This is a genomic window from Kaistella flava (ex Peng et al. 2021), from assembly GCF_015191005.1.
Taxonomy (GTDB): domain Bacteria; phylum Bacteroidota; class Bacteroidia; order Flavobacteriales; family Weeksellaceae; genus Kaistella; species Kaistella flava.
This window is the reverse complement of record NZ_CP040442.1, coordinates 2,405,691-2,425,560: the sequence shown is the minus strand read 5'-3', so window position 1 is coordinate 2,425,560 and position 19,870 is coordinate 2,405,691. Positions and strand designations below refer to the sequence as shown.

The following is a 19,870-nucleotide window of genomic DNA, read 5'->3' as shown; positions in this document are numbered from 1 at the left end:
ACTTTTTCACAATCCAACTTTTGTGACTTTTGTGGTTTAAAATTTTCCAGTTTAAATCATTAGAAAGGATAACCAATTGCAATATTCAAAATCAAATTATCTTTTCTCCAGGCGCCACTTCCGAAATCAATTTTATCAAAAGTCCATCTTTCGCCTTCCGGATAGTAAGGAATACGAAGTGGCGTTGCCAAATCAAGTCTTAATATAAGAATCGAAAAGTCCAGTCTTAAACCAACTCCGGCTCCTACAGCAATTTCTTTTACAAAGTCTTTTGAGAATTTTCCACCTGGTCTTGCTGGATCTTCATTGACTAACCAAACATTTCCTGCATCTGCGAAAACTGCTGCATTCAAAAACTTATAAATATTCGCTCTATATTCGGCATTCATTTCTAATTTAATATCTCCAGACTGATCAAAAAAGAAAGTTGCATTTTGAGTCCTTGGATCATAACTTCCCGGTCCTAAAGTTCTGGCTCTGAAGGCACGAATACTGTTACTTCCACCCACAAAAAATTGTTTTACATAAGGCATTGAAGTAGAGTTTCCATAAGGATAACCAATTCCTGCAATAAATCGGGTAGCGATAGAGCTCTTGACGTTCACCTTTCTGTAATATCTAAAATCATGTTCCATTTTAGCATATTGACTAAACGGAATGTTGAACAATTCTTTTTGTTTTCCTGCTTTTGCATCGGCGCCACTTACTAAACCGGTGATCGTGCCTGCCAAATCTACACTTCCTTTATAATAGAACGTATTCTTTCTCGGAAGCATGGTGTTGGTATAAGTATAACTGTAAGTCGGTCCGAAAATTAATTGCTTATCAATGACTCTTTGAAGTGAAGGATTTGGCGCTATATAATTATCAGGATCTGGATTTCCACTAATTTGTTCTAAATATTTCTCGGTTACCTTTTGCGGTGCAACTACCGTAACATCCAAAACTTTTAAATCATGTTCTTTCCTTTCATTTTCTTTCCAAAGATATCCGAAAGAAGTCGTGAAACTATGCAAAGTGTACAATTGCGTTCGGCTCAAATATTCATAACCGACATTAATATTCGTTCTTGGAACATAAGCACTTGAAGAATGAAATCTAAATGGAGCCACAATTCTTGGAATAGAAAGTTGAGCATTGGCACCAACTCTGATAATATTATTCGCGTCTTTTGGACCTCCGACTTGAACATCTGCGGCGCCATAAATAGCCGCCTTTAACTGTTCTGCACCACGGAAGAAATTACGATGCGTCCAGTTCAGATTAACTTCTCCCCCCGTATAATTCGCAGAATTGGTTTTTCCTAAAGTTTCTAAACGCAAGGACTGAAAAGGTCTCGGCGTTAAAAGATAATACGCATCAAATTTATGATTGAGTGAATCTGAAATTATAAACTCATTTTTCACAAATTTAAAAACGCCTAAACTGATGAGTCGGTTCAATGAAAGATTGTGGTCTTTTCGGTTATACAAATCTCCTTTATCAAAGTAAAGCGTACGATCGAAAATTTTTGGTTTAAACTTATTTTCAGGATCGATGATGTGAATGTTGTTGTAAATTTCTACCGAATCGGTATTATAAGGAATTCCGTATTTCCCCAGTTTAAGATCTTTGATATTATAATCAGCAAAAACAATTGTTTTATCAATCGTAAATGGCTCTTTTGAAATTGCTGGCGTGTTCTTTTTCAGTTTCACAAAAAGTTCAACTTCCGGTTTTTTAGTCACGGTACTATCCGCCTGAACGATGATATTATCAGGACTGAAATAATAGAAGCCTCGGTTTTTTAAATGTGCATCGATTCGTTCGCGTTCTGCTTTGATAACATCTAAATCAAATGGATTTCCAACTTTCAAAAAAGTTTTATCTTTAAGTAATTGGATTTCAGAATTAATAACCGTAGAATCTTTAGGGAAATTAACCTGACTGATTAAATATCTGGCGCCAGTTTTTAAGGTATAAATAACGTGTGCTTTTTTATTTTTTGAAATGGTGTCTGAAGAAGCCTTCGCATTAAAGAAACCTTTGTTCTCAGAATAATTAACAATGATTTTTTTATTAAACTCCCGATCGACATCACTTAACAAAACTGGTTTTTCGCCCACTTTATATTTGAGCCAATATCGAATTCCTTTTTGCTTTTTCGGCTCTTTCGTAATATTATAAATGTATAGTTTCGGTCTTAAACCAAAAAAAGAAGAATTCGGTTTCGGACGAAGTTGGTCTTGAAGTGCTTCCTTTAAACGTGACTTTTCTTTTTTTGCAAGCGTATCATTTTTAATATTGATTTTTGCTCCAGTATATAACAACTGGCCATCCTGCAGAAATTTAGTATTACTACAAGACGAAATAATGACTGCTAAAGAAAGAGTCGCAACTATTTTAAAATGGGAGGTATTCAGTTTCATCATTATTTTGAAGACGTATTTTGTTTTCTGTATGTTCTATTTTTCTTCGATTTTTCAAAAATCTCTCGAAATTTATCGTAATCCAAAGTAATGATAAATCCGAGACCAGTTTCGATAATCTGACCTTGCAATGCCACCTGATAATCGTTTTTACGATAAGCACGCAACATATATCTGCCATTTTTAGAAAGACTGTAATCCAAAGTAATGTCGCCTGCAATATTGGTCATTTGCTCATTTTGTCGGGCGTCACCTTCTAAAGCGAAATTATTCCCGACCGTCACTTTCAGGCGATCATCAAATAATCTTTTGGTTAAACCAACATTCAAATCGGTTCTTTCATTTTTGTTTCCACTGGAATAATCTTCAGTAGATTCTAAATCGAAATTCAATTCAACTCCGCCGATTAAATCAGACGCCAGATTATTTAACTGGTCAGATAAAATTCGACTCACACTTTGTTTGGCCAGCGTAGAAGCCGATAAACCAGTGTCACTCTGGAAAGGATTTTCACCAACGAATCTGTTTAAAAGCAGCAAGGCAAAAACCTGTTTATTCATTTCAGATTCTTCACGGCGCAACTGATCGAGTTTCGCGGTTGTATTATCAATCACTTCGGCCGACACGGCGTTGTTTTCTTTGGAAGTAGTAATATCAAAAGTAATAACTGGTTTCAATAATTCCCCTTTCATAATCAGTAAAGTGTTGAACGGAATCTTTTGTTTATACTGATTAAGTTCGCTGGCCGAAGCAGTATTTAACTGTTGCTGCAATAAATCGAGTGGTGCTGCATTTGTTTTGTAAACCGCCGTAATATCTAAAATCGCCGTCGTCGGTTCGCCGGTCCAGGTAATTGTACTTCCTTTCTCGATTTCAAATTTTCTTTTCAGTAAACTTACCGACATTTCGTACGTTCCTTTTTCTACCTGATAAACTCCTACTAAAGTCGTTTTTCCTGAGGGATCAATTCCGCCCGTTAATTGTGCATCTCCCTGAAGTTTTACAAAATCACCATTGGCCTGATCAATAATTAAAGAGATTTTCGCGTCTTTCACTATTTCGATGTTCACGTTCACATCCATACCTTTAATCTGGCTTTGGTTCGTGAGTGAATCGGATTTAATGGTTTGCTGCAAAGCAATTTGATCTTGGTCAATAAATTCTACAATGCCTTCACGGTCTTGTAAAGCCGGCGAAGACTGAGGTAAAACAAAAGTGAAATCTGTTTTATCGGTCACTTTTAAACTTCCGTCAACTTGTGGTAAATTTAAATCTCCACGAATTTTTAAGTCGGCATTGACGGCAAGAACGCCGTACATTATTTTGTCGTTATTTTTTTCAGAATCGACTACTTTAAAGTTTCTCGCTTTCACATCGAGGTTAAAAGCAAAATCTTTATAAGTTTTAGTCAACACGGAGCCATCAATCGTAATTGCATTTCCGGATTCATCTTTAATTTTAAAACTATCGAAATCAATTCCGCGATTGGTGAATTTTATTTCATCATTAATATTTTTAAAATTGCTTCCCAATTGGGTAATTCCTAAACCAACATCATTAAATTTAATTCCGCCTAAAATATTCGGAGCATCCGTTTTTCCACTGATTTTTAAATTCCCGGAAAGATATCCTTCAGCATTTTCAACGGCGTTCATCGAGAATCCCTGAACCGTTTTCATTTGAAGTTGATTCATATTAAGGTTCATATCTAAATTGCTGGATTTGGTATTGTAAGTTCCTGCCAGTTTCACATCATTATCAAAACCAGAAAGTGCAATATCTGCACGAATTAAATCCGCACTTTGATTATTGGCTTTGATATCTAAATTCCCCGCAGGACTTCCGTAAACATATAAATCAGTCACCTTAATATCCGAGGTGAAAGTCATATTATTTTTTAAATCCCGAAGTTGCGCGGTTCCATTTATATTCCCTTTTGCCAATAGTGAATCCTTTTTAACAAGTTCTGTTATCGTCTCAATCTTGAAATCTTTAATGGAAACATTCAAAGGACTGTTTGGAACGTTCGTTTCTGATTGTAATCTAATTTCACTTCCGTTATTTGAAATCGTAAAATTATTAGCCAGAATTCCTTTGTTGCTCAGCTGAATAAAATTATCTGATGAAACTTGCCAGTTATCGTAATTCAAAGTTAAACCATCAGGATTCAAACTGATCTTTGTAAGATCGCCCATCTTTTCAACATTCCCTGCAACTAAAAATTTAGTTACATCTTTTTCATCTTTGGTAGAAGCATTATAGGTGATGAGGTTGCCTTTAATATCGCCATTCAAATCGACTTTCATTAAAGCAATACTTTCATTTTTAAATTCTGCCAGTTTCACATCATAAACCAAAGCATCGTTCGAATTGTTTATTGTTAAAACGCCGCCACTAATTTTGTTTGCACCATACGTGACTTGCGGAATTTGTCCGTTCACTTCTAACTTTCGAGAATCAGCATCGTAATTTCCAACCAAAGTAATCGGTTCAAATTCTGTTAATTCCGGAACGAATTTTCTTAATAAATTATCATCTTTAATTTTAGCATTTAAAGTAAAAAACTGATTTGGATCGATTTTTTCAACTTTCGTTCCCGGCTTTTGAAATTGATAATATTGATTGATCGTATTTTGAAGAGAACCTAAAATTTGCGTCAATTTATATTTCCCGGTTAAATCGATATCTGCGATTTGCGATTGCAATGTAATTTGATTCTGATTTGAAGTTGAAACTGCTTTTAGGAAAATTTCCTGTAGAGGGAAAATATCTTTGGTGTCAGAAATAGCAAAGTTCTTTAAAGTCAAATAACCATTTGGCGCATCGGGATTTAAACTAGTGAAGTCGCCATCTAAATCTCCGGCCAGAATCATTTGATCTTGATAGAAACCGAGTTTGTGCAGATCTAATTTGCGAATTGTTCCATTCACTTTAATGGTTGGTTCTTTTTGTGTAAAATTACCCGAAGCCAATAATTTCAAGTTTGCATTTGGATCTTTCGAATCGAGATTAACTGCGTAAGCGCCACGATTTACTTTTCCGGTCAAAGCCATGTTTTGGTAAGTGTAACCGTTGTAGGCAACCGCTTTGATATTTCCGGTAATGTCAGCATTTGCTTTATTTGGATCGAAACTTTGTCCTTTAACAGAGATTTGTCCAATGATGGAACCTAGATCTTTATTCTGAATAATCTTTCCGATTTGTAAATTTTGCAGGTTTGCTTTAACATCATAACGTTCTTGATTTTTCCGTTTCATATCAACCGACGCGCGAATTCCGGCATTTCCTAAGGTGGAAGTTACCACCAAATTCGTATTGATAATTTGAGTCGTTCCTTTTGCGGTTCCTGCAATTTTGAAATGAGAAGGAAGCGTAATATTAGTAGGGATCGTATTTTTCGGAACTAAATTATAAATGGTTTTTGCAGATGAAGAAAGTTCACGAACATTTAGATCGTAATATAAATTCTTCGGATTCATTGCGTTTTTAACCGTTCCTGAAGCCTGAACTTTCAACTGGTCTATTCCTGAAAGTTGAAGATTTTGAATGATTAAATCATTCAATGTTCCTTTTAACCTTGCGTCAACATTAAGAATGGCATTCGGATATTTATTAAAAGGAACTGTGTTTCTTAAAGTTGGAACGAGCATTAATATATCTGAAAACCCAACTTTGGATTTTTGAATATTAGCAGAAATTTTCACTGCGCCAGGATTCGCTGAAAGTTGTTCAATCGAATTATAATTTAAAACAACTTCATCACGCAAAATCGTTTTAGGAGTTTGTAAATACAAATCTTTCAAATACGCTTGCTTATCTTCAAACACGAAATCGGTTTTGAATTTCTGAATATCCAAACCGCGCTTTTCTTTTATTTCTGCTGATTTTACATTTCCGGCAAATGTTCCGTCTTTCATTTTAAAATCAGAAAGTTCCAGATTCATTTTTGAAAAATTGAGATGATTGAAATCCATTCCGCTTCTGGTTGGAGCAATTGCGGTATTATCGTAAACGACTTTTACATCGTCTAAAACTAATTTATTCAGTAAAAGCGCTAATGATTTTTCGGTAGTTGAAGTTGAAGAGTTTTCTTCCTTTTTTGGATTGGCATTTTGGGTTGGCAGGAATAATTTGGCATTGATATCTGCTCCTTTTAAATAAAGATTATCAATCTCGAAATTACTGTTCTCTAAATCGAGTTGATTGACTTTCGTGCTGAGTTCTTTAAATATTATTTTACCAAAAGTTTTGGTATTATCATCTCCGTAATCGATATTGAAGTTGGTTAATTTAATTTTATTTAAACCTAATTTTAAAGGACTTTGCTTCTTCAGAGAATCCACTTTTTCTCCAACTTTCTTGGCCACTTCTTCTACTAAATCTTGTTTCAGTTTTAGACGAAGTCCATCCATATTGATGTCATTGACCGCGTAATTGTTCTTTTCTAAATCAAAAGTTTTAACGCTCGTATCAAAAGATTTAAAATAAAGATTAATGTCATTTCGAGATTGATCATCAATAAATGAAATCCCAATATCCTTTAATTTAATTTTATCCAAAGAAATAATAAATGGTTTGGAAGGCGTTTGCTCTTTATCTTTTGTTGCAAAAGCATTGATGATATAATCGAAATTAAAAGTGCCGTTTTCGTTGCGAACGACATTTGCTTTGACACCTTCTAAATCAATCGAAGTAATATCTGCCGTGTTATTTAAAAGTTTTGGAATATTTAAACCAACATCTAATTTTCTGGCGAAGAGCAGCGTGTCCACTGTTTGACCTTGTAAATAAAAGTTTTCCATTACTAAACTGTTTGGGAAGCCGATGTAAACGCGGTCTAAACTAACTTTCGTCTTGATTTTTTCCTCCAGATAATTCACCAGTTTTCCTTTGGCAAAATTTTGGACCGATGGTAATTGTAAACTTAAGACGAGCGCAATCACCAGCACCAATAAAAAGGCGATGAAGATTCCGATATATTTTAAAATCCTTTGGTAAATATTCACAACGATAAATTAGAATTTGAGGTTAAAACAAAAATACATTTTTCTTAAAGATCGGGTTCATTTGCGATCTAATTTCATAGAAATAAGAAGAATTTCGTTTTTCAACAATTTCATTAACAAATTTTAAGCCTAAAAATGTTTATTTTAACTAAAATTATATCTTTGTAAAAATTTCTAAATGAAAATTTTAATATTAAACGGTCCAAATCTTAATTTACTCGGAACTCGAGAACCTGAAATCTACGGAACTATTTCGATGGACCAATATCTGGAAGAGTTAAGAAAAGAATTTCCTCAACACGAAATTCTTTATTATCAATCCAATATTGAAGGGGAAATTATCAATCGTTTACAGGAAAATGATTTCGAAAGTTTGGTGATTAATCCTGGCGCATTTACCCATTATTCTTATGCGATTGCCGATTGCCTGAAAAACATTTCTCAACCGAAAATCGAAGTTCACATCAGTAATATTTACAAGCGAGAAGAATTTCGCCAAAAATCTGTGACTGCTGCAAATGCCGATGGAATCTTAAGCGGCTTTGGAATGAAAGGATATCGATTGGCGGTGTTGAGTTTGGGGAAATAGAATAGTTTGAGATACTCCATGAATAAAATCTATATTTTCAGTGGTTTGGGAGTTGACAAAAGAGTTTTTGAAAACATTGGTTTCGGAGATTTAGATGTCGAATTTATCGATTGGATTGAACCGCTAAAAAAGGAGTCTTTAGAAAATTACGCAAAGCGAATAGCTCAAAAAATTACTTCTGATAATGCTGTTTTAATCGGATTATCTTTTGGCGGAATTATCGCGGTGGAAATTTCGAAAATTATTCAACCTAAAAAGGTTGTTTTAATTGCGTCCGCAAAAACGAGAAATGAATTGCCGAAAATTTATCATCTTGCTGGAAAGTTGAGACTCAATAAATTGATTCCGAGTTCACTTTTAATAAGCCAAAACTTTATTACGGATTGGTTTTTCGGAATTGAAACAAAATCTGAAAAACAACTTCTTAAAAAAATTCTAAAAGAAACTAATCCACAATTTTTAGGTTGGGCAATTAATGAAATTGCAAACTGGGACAATGAATTTGAACCAAATAATTGTATTCATATTCATGGAAATAAAGATAGAATAATTCCAATTCAAAATGTTCAAGCAGACTTCGTAATTCAGAATGGTGGACATTTTATGACTGTAAATAAGTCAAAAGAGATTGAGGAAATAATTAAACAAATCTGCGAATAATGGAAGTTTAATTTCTTTTAATTCTGATACTCCTCATATTCATTCCACTGCGATTCATCGAAAGAATGACTGTCTTCCGCAAGAAGTTCGGCTTCTCGTTCAAGATGTTCACTCATAGTAAAAGTCACTTTGTCTTTCAATTGTTCTTTCGCTAATTTACGAGTCATTGCTTTATCGATCACCATAAATCTTTGTCCTAATCTTCTGGCCGCATAAGCGCGCATTCCTGTAGCTTTTAAAATGTCAACGGCCATATCTACAGCCGTCCCCAAAGTTTCACGGTAAATATTTTCTACACCGCTGTTAATGAAATCGTAGGCATCAAGACGGTTTTTGGCACGTACGAAAATTTTCATTTGTGGAAAGTGTTCTCTCGCATAGTTGAGTATGAATTTGTTTTTCTCCGGACTGTCTAGACAAAGTATCAAAAGATCTGCGGTTTCTGCGCCTGCAGAACGAAGAATTCCCGGTTTAGCTGCATCACCATAATATACTTTGAATCCTTTAGAGCGTAATAAGTTCACTCTTTCTGGATCGTTGTCCAAAACGGTTGCGCTAATTCCATTCACGCGCAATAATCTACCAACGGTACTTCCGAAATGACCAAATCCAACAATAATGATTCTCTGTTTTTCAATTGGACCGTCCAGTTCATCCGATTCATTTTTGGTATCATGAATTCTGGGTTCAATCAGTTTTTCATTAATGAGTAAAAGGATTGGCGTAACACACATTGTTATTGCCGTAATTGCCATTAATTGTGCATTGAGTTTTGGATCGAATAAATAAAGTTTTGTAGAATAGTTAATTAAGACAAAAGCGAATTCTCCAATCTGTGAAAGTCCAAAAGCGACCAGGAAATTTTCATGTAACTTTAATTTAAATAGTTTTAAAACACCCACTAATACAATAAACTTTACGAGTAAGACAACGAGAATCGTAGTGAAAATAAACATTGGATCTCCCATAATCACATGGAAGTTAATGGTAGAACCTACACTCACGAAAAATACGGCCAAGAGTAATCCTTTGAAAGGATCAATCTGACTCTCCAATTCATGTCGAAACTCACTTGTTGCCAACATTACACCGGCGATAAATGCTCCTAATGCCGGGCTTAATCCGACAGAATGCATTAATTCTGAAACGCCGATTACTAAGAAAAGAGAAGAGGCAGTTAGTAATTCATTCATGCCCGAACGGGAAACATATCTAAGAAATGGAACGAATAAGTATCGTCCCAAAATAATCAAAGCGAGTACACCTATGATAATCGAAAACGGCTGCAACCAATCAGGTAGATATTGTAATAATAACTGATTTTCATCGGTGTCAGATTTTTTAGCAATAATCGGCAAGAGTGCAATAATTGGAATTACCGCAATATCTTGAAAAAGAAGGATCGAGAAAGAAGCTTCACCAACATCTGTTCTGAAAATATTTTTCTCTTTTAAAGTTTGTAAAACAATCGCTGTTGAAGATAGACTAAAACACAATGCTGCAACCAATGCTTGATCGGTCCGCCAATCTGCCAGATAGAAAATGAGGAATAGTATCGCGACGGTCACTGCCATTTGTCCTAATCCCATCCCGATTATTTTCTTTCGTATAATCCAGAATTTTCGAGGTTCTATTTCTAAACCGACGAGAAAAAGCAACATGATTACGCCAAATTCGGTAGCTTGCATAATATCATTAGAATCGGTTCCGGTCAACTTTAAACCAAAAGGACCAATGATAATCCCGCCCAATATAAAACCGATCACAGAACTGAGCCCCAGTTTTCGAACCAGCGGAACCATTACGATTGCAGCACCTAAAAAGATTAAGGCAGTTTGTGCTAATGAACTTTCATTCATGATGTTTCTAACGTTTTTATGATTTTTTGAGTGATTTGTTTCAGTTGAGGTTCTTCTAAATCATCGGAATTGTAAACGGCAATAATTTCTTTTACTTCAATGCCCGTAACCTCTAAACATAATGAAAGAGGTTTCATTAATTCTTCAATGGTGGTTTTATATAATCCGTCTCTCTGATAATTTTCTTCTTTCGCGCCAATCGTTACAATAATGACGGCATCTTTATTCATCAGTGGATGATCATTTTCATTTTCAGCTTTCCAGCTCATGTCGAAAACTTCATCAATCCAAAGCCGCAGTAAAGGCGGTAGCCCAAACCAAATCAAAGGAAAGTGAAAAACCAACCGTTCGTATTCTCTAATCCTTTTTCTTTCTTTAAAGGTTGCAATATGAAAATCTGGATATTCTTCATATAAATCTCTAAAAGTCAGTTGTCCCGAGCTTTCATACGCTTTAACCAATTCAACATTCGTTGTTGAATATTCAAAATAAGGATGGGCAAATATTGCAAGCGTCTTTTTCACGAAATCTGAATTTTTATAAAAATAGTGAAAAAATCAAAAAATTCTCTATTTATTGCAAAAAAACTTTATTATTTTTGAAAAATGAAGGTAATTAATGTAGTTTCGAAAGAGTCGGTTTCAGAGTTTTTAAACTTTCCAAAACTCCTTTTTAATAAAGATGAAAATTATATTCGTCCTCTCGATCAGGATATTGAAAACGTTTTTGATTCTAAAAAAAATAAATTTTTCAAACTGGGCGAATGCGAGCGATTCCTCTTTAAAAATGATGAAGGTAAGACTGTAGGAAAGATTGCTGTTTTCATTAATAAAAAATATAAACAGGATCAGCCAACTGGCGGAATTGGTTTTTTTGATTGTGTCGATAATCAGGAAGCAGCAAACTTTATTTTTGATTTTGCTAAAGACTGGCTTCAACAAAAAGGAATGGAAGCGATGGACGGACCAATTAATTTCGGTGAACGCGATAAATTCTGGGGACTTTTGATTGAAGGTTTTTCAGAGCCACTTTACGCCATGAATTACAATCCGCCTTATTATAAATCACTTTTTGAAAATTATGGTTTTCAAATTTATTTCAATCAATTATGTTTTGGTAGAAAAATTCATGATCCTGTTGCCCGGAATTTTTTGGAAATGCATCAGAGGATTTCAAGGAATGAAAATATTACCGCAAAACCACTTCAACTTAAATCATTAGAAAAGTTCGCTCGTGATTTTACTTCGGTTTATAATCAAGCGTGGGCAAGTCATGGTGAAGGAAAACAACTAACGGAACTACAAACGTTAAAAATGTTTAAAACGTTGAAACCGGTTATCAATGAACATATTTCCTGGTTCGTTTATGAAAATGAAAAACCCATCGCGATGTGGATGAATATTCCCGATCTGAATCAATGGATTAAATTTTTTAATGGCAAGTTTGGAATTTTGTACAAGCTCTTATTTTTAATCATCAAGAAATTCAGTAAGAATAAAAAAATGGTCGGTTTGGTTTTTGGAATTATTCCAGAATGGCAAAGAAAAGGAATCGATGGATTTATGATTTGGGAAGGAACCCGACACTTTCAAAAAACCACTGATTTTGAGGACTATGAAATGCAATGGATCGGAGATTTTAATCCTAAAATGATTAGGATTGCTGAAAATTTAGAAACAAAAGTCACCAGGAAACTGGCAACTTATCGTTATCTTTTTGATGAAACTAAAGAGTTTAAAAGGCAAGAAATCCTTTAAATGAAATCTTAGAATCAGAGAAACTTTACATCTCGGATATTCAGGAAATAAGTAACATTTCCTTTCCAGTGATTTTCTTCAGCGGTGAAAGCAATATCGAAGTTTTTGTGTCTAAATTCATCGGCGTATTTGCCTAATTTAAAACCAACACATTCAATATTTCTACCAGTGGATTCTTGTTTAATGAAAAATTTAAGATGGCTATTTTCTTTGCCCATCGTTTTTACATAACCTGAAACTTTTTGATTTTTTAGGACCATAATTGGTTTCATATTATTTGGGCCAAATGGTGCTAATTTTCGATGGAAATTAAAGAAGTCTTTGTCGAGCTCATCGATTTCTACATCAGAATCAATGGAGAGACTTGGTTGTATTTGATGTTCTTTAATTTGTTCTGCAACCACTTTTTCAAATTTTTCTCGGAAGGCTTCAAATTTATCTTTTTCCATTGAGAGGCCAGCCGCAGCGGGATGTCCACCAAATTTCAGGAAATAATCAGAGCAGATTTCTAAAGCATGATGTACATCAAAATCAGAAACTGATCTGGCAGAAGCAACCAATTCGCCATCATTACCGTCGGCAAAAACTAAAGTTGGTTTATAATAACTTTCAGTTAATCGTGAAGCAACAATTCCAATGACGCCTTTGTTCCAGGTTGGTCCATAAACGACCGTGCTAAAATTTTTAGCTTGTCCAGAAGTTTCAACCTGAAGAAGTGCTTCTGTAGTGCTGCTCATATCCATTTCCCGGCGTGAATCATTTAAGTTCACAATATCACTTACGATTTGAGTGGCATGTTTCAAGTTATCTGAAACCATTAATTCAACGGCGGCTTTTCCATGAGAAATACGTCCGGCAGCATTGATTTTTGGAGCGATTTCAAAAACAATATTTGAGATTTCGAAAGTCGCTAATTTATCTTCAGGAATTAGCATTCGTAATCCTAAGTTTCTGGATTTCCTTAAAACCTTTAATCCTTGTTTTGCCAGAACGCGGTTTTCGCCTGACATCGAAACAATATCTGCAGCAATTGAAATTGCGAGTAAATCGGTTAATTCAAAAAGTTCAGCTTCCGGAATTTTATAAATAGTATTCAGACCTTGGCAAAGTTTGAAACCTACGCCACAACCTGAAAGTTCTTTAAATGGATATCGACAATCTTTCCGTTTTGGATCTAAAACTGCAACTGCGTCAGGAATTTCTTCGCCTGGTAAATGGTGGTCGCAAATAATAAAATCAACGCCGAGTTCTTTAGCGTAATCTATTTTGTCTAAAGCTTTAATCCCACAGTCAAGTGCAATAATTACGGAAAATCCGTTTTCTTTGGCGAAATCAATTCCTGCTTTAGAAATTCCGTAGCCTTCAATATTTCTATCTGGAATATAATAATCCAGGTATTTTTTTTCAACAATTTTACTGAGATACAAATACATCAAAGCAACTGCGGTTGTGCCGTCAACATCATAATCACCGTAGACCATAATTTTTTCACCATTCTCAATCGCCGTAGCAATGCGATCTACCGCTAACTGCATATCCTTCATCAAAAAAGGATTGTGAATGTCATTGAGGTTTGGTTTGAAAAATTCTCGTGCTTTTTGATAATCATCAATACCACGAAGAACAAGAATTTTGGATTCAAAGGTTCCAAAACCAAGAGACGAGCTTATTCCGTCCACCACATCTTCATCGGGTTCGGGTTTGTAAATCCATTTTTGAGTCATAATCTTACAAAAATAGGAAAAAATTGTGAGGTTATTTTAGTGTTATAAAGTGATTTTAAGTTTTTAATAGAAAGGTGATATAATGGCATTTTTGTAATATTTCCTATAATTTTTACGTCTTTTTATTACGTATTTATTAGTTAGTTGTTGCGTGAATTACATTTAATTTATTTCTGGTTGAATTTTTATCCCTGATTTTCAATGCTTTACATAGTGAAGTGGATGTTTTAAGCATTTTACAAAACTGCAGCAGAAAAATGCTCGTAGTTATTATATACAATCATTAATCATTAATTCTTAAAATTTTTATTATGGAAAAAACAATCAACGTATCAAACAAAGGAGCAACTTTAGATACAAGCAGACGGAATTTCTTGAAATTAGGTGGAGTAGGACTTATTGTAGCCGGTCTTGCTGTTGCAGGTTGTAGAGACGATCATTATGATTTTCCGCCAGATAGTGATGTTTTCGATCTCGGAACGGGAGATGTCGGGATTTTAAATTATGCTTACGCACTTGAACAGTTAGAGGCAGATTTTTATACCAAGGTGGTTAATAATTTTTATAGCGGAATCTCGGCGGATGAAAAACAATTGTTTACCGATATTTATCATCATGAAGTAGTTCACCGTGATTTTTTCAAAGCAGCTCTAACTGGCGCAAGTTCTCACGTTTTACCAACTTTACAATTCAAATATGACGGAGTGGATTTTAATAATAGAAACTCTATTCTAGCCACTGCTAAAGCTTTAGAAGATACTGGAGTTGCAGCATATAATGGAGCGGGTAAGTATATTAGTAATTTAGATTATTTAGTGATTGCCGGAAAAATTGTGTCTGTCGAAGCACGCCATGCCTCAGCAATTAGAAATGTAATCAATCCAGGAACAGCATCGTTTTCTGGTGATGATGTGGTAGATGTTAATGGATTGGATGTCGCAAAAGAGCCTAAAGAAATTGTAGGAATTGCAGGTGGTTTTATTAAAACGCCATTCACTTGGAAAGAACAAGGTATTGGTTAATCCCAGCAATTTTAATTAATAATTTTAAAAAAGAATATTATGAACTTACTTAGTGTATTAGATAGATTATCGGATGATCAGTTTTTTACCAAATTGACATCTCGTTCGGAAGGTATTTCTGACATCGCAAATTTTGGTAAAAAAGCAGCGCTTGCAAGTATTCCTTTAGGTTTAAGTTCCTTTATGGCAACTTCGGCAAAAGCTGCAACTAAAACTACTCAAGCCGCATTCGCACCAGCTTCAACATTAACTGATGCTTTGCAGTTGGCTTTAACTTTGGAATATCTGGAAGATGAATATTATAGAACAGGTTTGGCGACTTCAGGTTTGATTCCGGGAGCGGATAGAGTTGTTTTTGGACAAATCAGCAAACATGAAACGGCCCATGTGGCTTTTTTGAAAGCTACTTTAAATACGTTGGGTACACCACCAGTAACTAAACCGACTTTCGATTTTACAGCGGGTGGAAACTTTCAACCATTTACGGATTATCAACAATTTATGATTCTTGCGCAAGCTTTTGAAGATACGGGTGTGCGAGCATATAAAGGACAGGCAGGAAATGTGGCCTCTAATAAAGGGGTTTTACAAGCTGCTTTACAAATACATTCTGTGGAAGCAAGACACGCTTCTCAAGTAAGAAGAATGAGAGGAAACAAAGGGTGGATTGAGTTGGCAGATGGCGGTAATATGCCGGCTGCAACCAATGCAGTTTATAAAGGAGAAGACAATGTCATTCAGGCTGGATTCAACACATCAACACTATTTGGAGCAGCTGCTGGCTCGGCTTCTTTTGATGAGATATTGTCAGGAAGTGACGCAGCGGCCATTGCTGGTTTATTCATAGCGTAAATAATTATTTATACCATAATAGCTTTATATTTATTTAAAAGACTTTGGAGTTTTCCAAAGTCTTTTTTAAATAGAATAAACCGCTCAATTTCTTGAACGGTTTATTTTATAAGTATTTAAAATGATATTCTAAGAATACATTTGTTCTTGTAATTCTTTGACTTTTTTATCGTCTAAATATTCATCGTAAGTCATTTCTCTATCGATAATTCCTTTCGGAGTTAATTCGACAATACGGTTACATACTGTTTGCAGCATTTCGTGGTCATGAGAAGATAGTAAGATGTTTCCTTTAAAACTAACTAGAGAGTTATTTAAAGTGGTAATACTTTCCAAGTCCAAGTGATTGGTTGGCTCATCCATCAAAAGAATGTTAGCACGTTGCAACATCATTCTACTAAACATACAACGCATTTTTTCACCTCCTGAAAGAACCGTACAAGATTTTAAAGCTTCATCTCCAGAGAAAAGCATTTTCCCCAAAAATCCACGCATATATTCTTCGTGACGCTCTTCGTCATTCTTTGTAAATTGTCGTAACCAATCAACCAAGTTAATGTTTTCGTGGAAGTAGGTCGAGTTGTCTAATGGCATATAAGATTGGTTCGTCGTAATTCCCCAATTGAATGTCCCTTTATCTGCTTCTGTAGTTCCACTTAAAACCTGGAAGAATTCTGTAATTGCTAAAGAGTTTTTAGAAATTATTGCTACTTTATCTCCTTTTTTTAAGTTCAAATCGATATTAGAGAAAAGTAATTCGCCATCTTTGGTTTTTTCTAAACCTTTAACTTCCAAAATTTGATCACCAGCTTCACGCTCAGTATCAAAAATAATAGCAGGGTAACGTCTTGAAGATGGTTTAATATCTTCAATATTTAACTTGTCAATCATTTTCTTACGGGCGGTTGCTTGTTTTGCTTTTGCTACGTTAGAAGAGAATCGAGCGATAAAGTCTTGTAATTCCTTTTTCTTTTCTTCTGCTTTTTTATTGGACTGCTGACGTTGTCTTGTAGCCAATTGTGATGCTTGGTACCAGAAAGAGTAGTTTCCGGTATATAGATTAAGTTTAGAATAATCTAAATCTCCAATGTGCGTACAAACGGTATCCAGGAAGTGACGGTCATGAGAAACTACAATTACTGTATTTTCGTAAGTTGACAAGAAATCTTCTAACCATGCGATAGTTTCGATATCCAAATCATTCGTAGGCTCATCAAGAATTAAAACGTCTGGATTTCCAAATAATGCTTGAGCAAGAAGAACCTTTACTTTGTTCTGGTTTTCTAACTCGCTCATCATTTGATAATGCATATCGTCTTTAATTCCAACGTTAGAAAGCATTGTCATGGCATCGGATTCTGAATTCCAGCCACCCATTTCGTCATAAACAACACCAAGTTCGCCTGCTTTAATACCATCTGCATCAGAGAAATCTTCTTTTGCATAAAGCGCATCCATCTCTTCTTTGATTTTGAACAATGTTTTGTTCCCTCTTAAAACAGTGTCAAGCACTGTGAAATTATCGTACGCAAAGTGATCTTGCTCTAATACAGACATTCTTTTGCCTGGTTCAAGAGAGATTGAGCCTGTTGTAGGATCTTGTTGTTTGGTTAGGATCTTCAGGAAAGTAGATTTACCTGCACCATTGGCGCCAATAATTCCGTAGCAATTTCCTTTCGTAAACATAATATTTACCTCGTCAAAAAGTACTCTTTTTCCGAATTGTAAAGATAAATTAGATACTGTTAACATATAGTTTTGTAAATTTGATGCAAAATTACGAAAAGAAATCGGGTTTAAGGCATTGTTCTAAAGACGTTATTTTTAGAGTGAAGTGTTAGGGTTTTGCGGGTTTGTGCCAAAAACTTAAAGTATCATGTTAAAATTTTATAAAATTTAACATATTAAATAAAATCAAAATTTTAAGCAATATGAAGATTGAAAAATCAATTGCAATCTATAATAAAAGAGCTCGTTTCGAGTATGAGCTTTCTGAAGAAACCGAAGCGGGGATGGTGCTTACGGGGACAGAGATTAAATCGTTACGTTCCTCAAAAGCAAGTATAACTGAGTCCTTTTGTCAGTTTATTGATGGCGAATTATACATCATTAATATGATGATTGATGAGTATAAATTGGGAACTTTTTATAATCATAAAACAAAAAGGGAACGGAAGTTGCTGTTGCACAAAAAGGAGTTGCAAAAGTTTGAAAAGAAACTTAAAGATGCTGGCAATACTATAATCCCTTTAAAGTTATATATTAATGATAAAGGAAAAGCCAAGATTCTTATTGCACTTGGTCGAGGTAAAAAACTCTTTGATAAACGCGAAAGCATAAAAGACAGAGAAAACAAAAGAAATCTCGATAGAATATTAAAGAAAAGTTAAAAAAAGACAACAAATCTTTGTTTATAAAGAAAATTTATATTTATTTTGCATTATCAATTATTTAATCATTTAATTCTATGAAAAATCTAAAATTAGGAATTTCAGCATTGGCACTTACTGTTGCCTCTACTGTTTTCGCTCAGACTACCAGCAACCCGTGGTTAATCGGTGTTGGTGCTCACGGAGTAAATCATGCTGCGGCTGGAGGAAATGTTGGAAGTATATTTTCAACTGCATTCGGTGGCGGTGACGAAGGTCAATTGTATAATATGAACAATTTTACAATTACACCACCTCTTTCGAAACTAACAGTTGCAAGAAACCTAAGTAAATACTTAGTTCTTGACTGGCAAACTTCCGTAGGGAATGTTGACAACAAAAGAATCGGAATGGGGAAAGAGTTTTTCTTGATGACTGGTTTAGGTCTTCAATTTAAAATCAACGGACTTTGGAATGAAGATTCTTGGTTCGATCCATATTTGAGAGCTGGTGCTAACTATTTAAGACATGACTATTCAGGTCAACTTAATGCTGTTAATTCTAAAGGAGATAACATCGGAGCTGATCACTTTACAGTTTCAACTGGTATTGGATCTAACTTCTGGATTACTAAAAGCTTCGGTTTAGGTGTTCAAGGAGATTATGTTTCTACTCCAACTGATAAATCTACTATTGCTAACTTTTGGCAAGCTTCCGCTTCTTTATTATTTAGATTTGGTAACACAGATAGAGATAAAGACGGAATCCCAGACAAAGATGACAGATGTCCTGATACTCCAGGATTAGCTGAATTCCAAGGGTGTCCAGATACTGACGGAGACGGAATTCCAGATATCGATGACCAATGTCCAGATGTTGCAGGTCCAATTGAAAATAACGGTTGTCCTTGGCCAGATACTGACGGAGACGGTGTTATTGACAAAGATGATGCTTGTCCAGATGTTCCTGGTCCAGTTGAAAATAACGGTTGTCCTTGGCCAGATACTGACGGAGACGGAATCTTAGATAAAGATGACGCTTGTCCAACAGTTTTCGGACTTAAAGAATACAACGGTTGTCCTAAACCTAAAGAAGTAACAGGAGCTGAAGTTGAAGAACACTTGAAAGCTGTTTATTTCGACTTCAATAAATCAACTATCGACGCTAAATCTAAAGGTGCTTTAGATACAGCTGCTGATATCATCAAGAAAGATGGTGGAAGATTCTTATTAATCGGTGAAACTGATAGAAAAGGATCTGACGCTTATAACTTAGAGTTATCTAAAAAGAGAGCTGCTTCTGTAGTTGCTGCTTTAGATGCTAGAGGTGTTGATCCATCTGCACTTAAATCAATCGGTATCGGTAAGCAAAATGCAAAAGTTGCAGAAAACGCTACAGATGCTGAAAGACAAGCAGATAGAAAAGTAGTTGTTAGATATATCGGCGAAGATGGCGAATGGGGTAAATACAACAAATCTGATGTTGTTGTTCCAGCCAAAAAAGCTCCAGCTAAGAAAAAAGCTCCAGCTAAAAAGAAAAAATAATTAAATTATTTTTCTAAATATAAGAACACCCTCGATTTCGAGGGTGTTTTTTTGTAAACTAATTTGTATTTTTGTAATCA

Annotated in this window: 13 protein-coding genes; 7 read left to right on the top strand and 6 right to left on the bottom strand. The window is 35.0% G+C overall.

Features of this window, described 5'->3' with window-relative positions; translation table 11 throughout:
- Nucleotides 1–59: 59 nt before the first annotated feature.
- Nucleotides 60–2,408 carry a BamA/TamA family outer membrane protein gene (locus Q73A0000_RS10740; protein ID WP_410504130.1) on the bottom strand — a complete coding sequence of 783 codons (2,349 nt, stop codon included), beginning with the start codon at nucleotides 2,406–2,408 and terminating at the stop codon, nucleotides 60–62.
- Between the two features lie 2 nt (nucleotides 2,409–2,410).
- Nucleotides 2,411–7,420, bottom strand: a complete 5,010-nt coding sequence (locus tag Q73A0000_RS10735; RefSeq protein WP_193813702.1) for a translocation/assembly module TamB domain-containing protein — start codon at nucleotides 7,418–7,420, stop codon at nucleotides 2,411–2,413.
- A 172-nt stretch (nucleotides 7,421–7,592) separates the two neighbouring features.
- On the opposite strand from Q73A0000_RS10735, the gene Q73A0000_RS10730 reads away from it, so the two are divergent.
- Together Q73A0000_RS10730 and Q73A0000_RS10725 are read left to right on the top strand one after the other, a co-directional pair.
- Nucleotides 7,593–8,003 carry a type II 3-dehydroquinate dehydratase gene (locus Q73A0000_RS10730; RefSeq protein ID WP_193810962.1) on the top strand — a complete coding sequence of 137 codons (411 nt, stop codon included), beginning with the start codon at nucleotides 7,593–7,595 and terminating at the stop codon, nucleotides 8,001–8,003.
- Between the two features lie 18 nt (nucleotides 8,004–8,021).
- The gene (locus tag Q73A0000_RS10725; RefSeq protein ID WP_193810961.1) at nucleotides 8,022–8,663 is read left to right on the top strand and encodes an alpha/beta hydrolase; all 642 of its coding nucleotides are present in this window, start codon (nucleotides 8,022–8,024) and stop codon (nucleotides 8,661–8,663) included.
- Nucleotides 8,664–8,680: 17 nt separating this feature from the next.
- On the opposite strand, the gene Q73A0000_RS10720 is transcribed toward Q73A0000_RS10725, so the two are convergent.
- Together Q73A0000_RS10720 and Q73A0000_RS10715 are read right to left on the bottom strand one after the other, a co-directional pair.
- Entirely contained in the window at nucleotides 8,681–10,522 is a 1,842-nt protein-coding gene (locus tag Q73A0000_RS10720; RefSeq protein ID WP_193810960.1) for a monovalent cation:proton antiporter-2 (CPA2) family protein, read from the bottom strand.
- Nucleotides 10,519–11,046 (bottom strand): NAD(P)H-dependent oxidoreductase, encoded by a 528-nt coding sequence (locus Q73A0000_RS10715; RefSeq protein WP_193810959.1) that lies wholly within the window; start codon nucleotides 11,044–11,046, stop codon nucleotides 10,519–10,521. The genes Q73A0000_RS10720 and Q73A0000_RS10715 overlap by 4 nt, the downstream gene beginning before the upstream one ends.
- A gap of 81 nt (nucleotides 11,047–11,127) precedes the next feature.
- Between Q73A0000_RS10715 and Q73A0000_RS10710 the strand changes: the two genes are divergently transcribed.
- Complete coding sequence (locus Q73A0000_RS10710; RefSeq protein ID WP_193810958.1) at nucleotides 11,128–12,279, top strand: hypothetical protein; 1,152 nt, start codon at nucleotides 11,128–11,130, stop codon at nucleotides 12,277–12,279.
- Nucleotides 12,280–12,293: 14 nt separating this feature from the next.
- On the opposite strand, the gene recJ is transcribed toward Q73A0000_RS10710, so the two are convergent.
- A complete protein-coding gene (gene recJ, locus Q73A0000_RS10705; protein WP_193810957.1) occupies nucleotides 12,294–14,003 on the bottom strand; it encodes a single-stranded-DNA-specific exonuclease RecJ in 1,710 nt (569 codons plus the stop codon).
- Nucleotides 14,004–14,314: 311 nt separating this feature from the next.
- On the opposite strand from recJ, the gene Q73A0000_RS10700 reads away from it, so the two are divergent.
- Entirely contained in the window at nucleotides 14,315–15,025 is a 711-nt protein-coding gene (locus Q73A0000_RS10700; RefSeq protein ID WP_193810956.1) for a ferritin-like domain-containing protein, read from the top strand.
- A 39-nt stretch (nucleotides 15,026–15,064) separates the two neighbouring features.
- Nucleotides 15,065–15,877, top strand: a complete 813-nt coding sequence (locus tag Q73A0000_RS10695) for a ferritin-like domain-containing protein (protein ID WP_193810955.1) — start codon at nucleotides 15,065–15,067, stop codon at nucleotides 15,875–15,877.
- Between the two features lie 129 nt (nucleotides 15,878–16,006).
- On the opposite strand, the gene Q73A0000_RS10690 is transcribed toward Q73A0000_RS10695, so the two are convergent.
- Nucleotides 16,007–17,629, bottom strand: a complete 1,623-nt coding sequence (locus Q73A0000_RS10690; protein WP_193810954.1) for an ABC-F family ATP-binding cassette domain-containing protein — start codon at nucleotides 17,627–17,629, stop codon at nucleotides 16,007–16,009.
- Nucleotides 17,630–17,808: 179 nt separating this feature from the next.
- Between Q73A0000_RS10690 and smpB the strand changes: the two genes are divergently transcribed.
- Nucleotides 17,809–18,267, top strand: coding sequence for an SsrA-binding protein SmpB (gene smpB / locus Q73A0000_RS10685; protein WP_193810953.1), 459 nt, complete (start codon nucleotides 17,809–17,811; stop codon nucleotides 18,265–18,267).
- Nucleotides 18,268–18,344: 77 nt separating this feature from the next.
- The gene (locus Q73A0000_RS10680; protein ID WP_193810952.1) at nucleotides 18,345–19,790 is read left to right on the top strand and encodes an OmpA family protein; all 1,446 of its coding nucleotides are present in this window, start codon (nucleotides 18,345–18,347) and stop codon (nucleotides 19,788–19,790) included.
- The last annotated feature ends 80 nt before the right edge of the window (nucleotides 19,791–19,870 follow it).

Bases quoted from the DNA above. Each gene is read 5' to 3' on its own strand.
- Q73A0000_RS10740 (WP_410504130.1), bottom strand. From the start codon at position 2,408: ATGAAACTGAATACCTCCCATTTTAAAATAGTTGCGACTCTTTCTTTA.
- Q73A0000_RS10730 (WP_193810962.1), top strand. From the start codon at position 7,593: ATGAAAATTTTAATATTAAACGGTCCAAATCTTAATTTACTCGGAACT.
- Q73A0000_RS10725 (WP_193810961.1), top strand. From the start codon at position 8,022: ATGAATAAAATCTATATTTTCAGTGGTTTGGGAGTTGACAAAAGAGTT.
- Q73A0000_RS10720 (WP_193810960.1), bottom strand. From the start codon at position 10,522: ATGAATGAAAGTTCATTAGCACAAACTGCCTTAATCTTTTTAGGTGCT.
- Q73A0000_RS10710 (WP_193810958.1), top strand. From the start codon at position 11,128: ATGAAGGTAATTAATGTAGTTTCGAAAGAGTCGGTTTCAGAGTTTTTA.
- recJ (WP_193810957.1), bottom strand. From the start codon at position 14,003: ATGACTCAAAAATGGATTTACAAACCCGAACCCGATGAAGATGTGGTG.
- Q73A0000_RS10700 (WP_193810956.1), top strand. From the start codon at position 14,315: ATGGAAAAAACAATCAACGTATCAAACAAAGGAGCAACTTTAGATACA.
- Q73A0000_RS10695 (WP_193810955.1), top strand. From the start codon at position 15,065: ATGAACTTACTTAGTGTATTAGATAGATTATCGGATGATCAGTTTTTT.
- Q73A0000_RS10690 (WP_193810954.1), bottom strand. From the start codon at position 17,629: ATGTTAACAGTATCTAATTTATCTTTACAATTCGGAAAAAGAGTACTT.
- smpB (WP_193810953.1), top strand. From the start codon at position 17,809: ATGAAGATTGAAAAATCAATTGCAATCTATAATAAAAGAGCTCGTTTC.
- Q73A0000_RS10680 (WP_193810952.1), top strand. From the start codon at position 18,345: ATGAAAAATCTAAAATTAGGAATTTCAGCATTGGCACTTACTGTTGCC.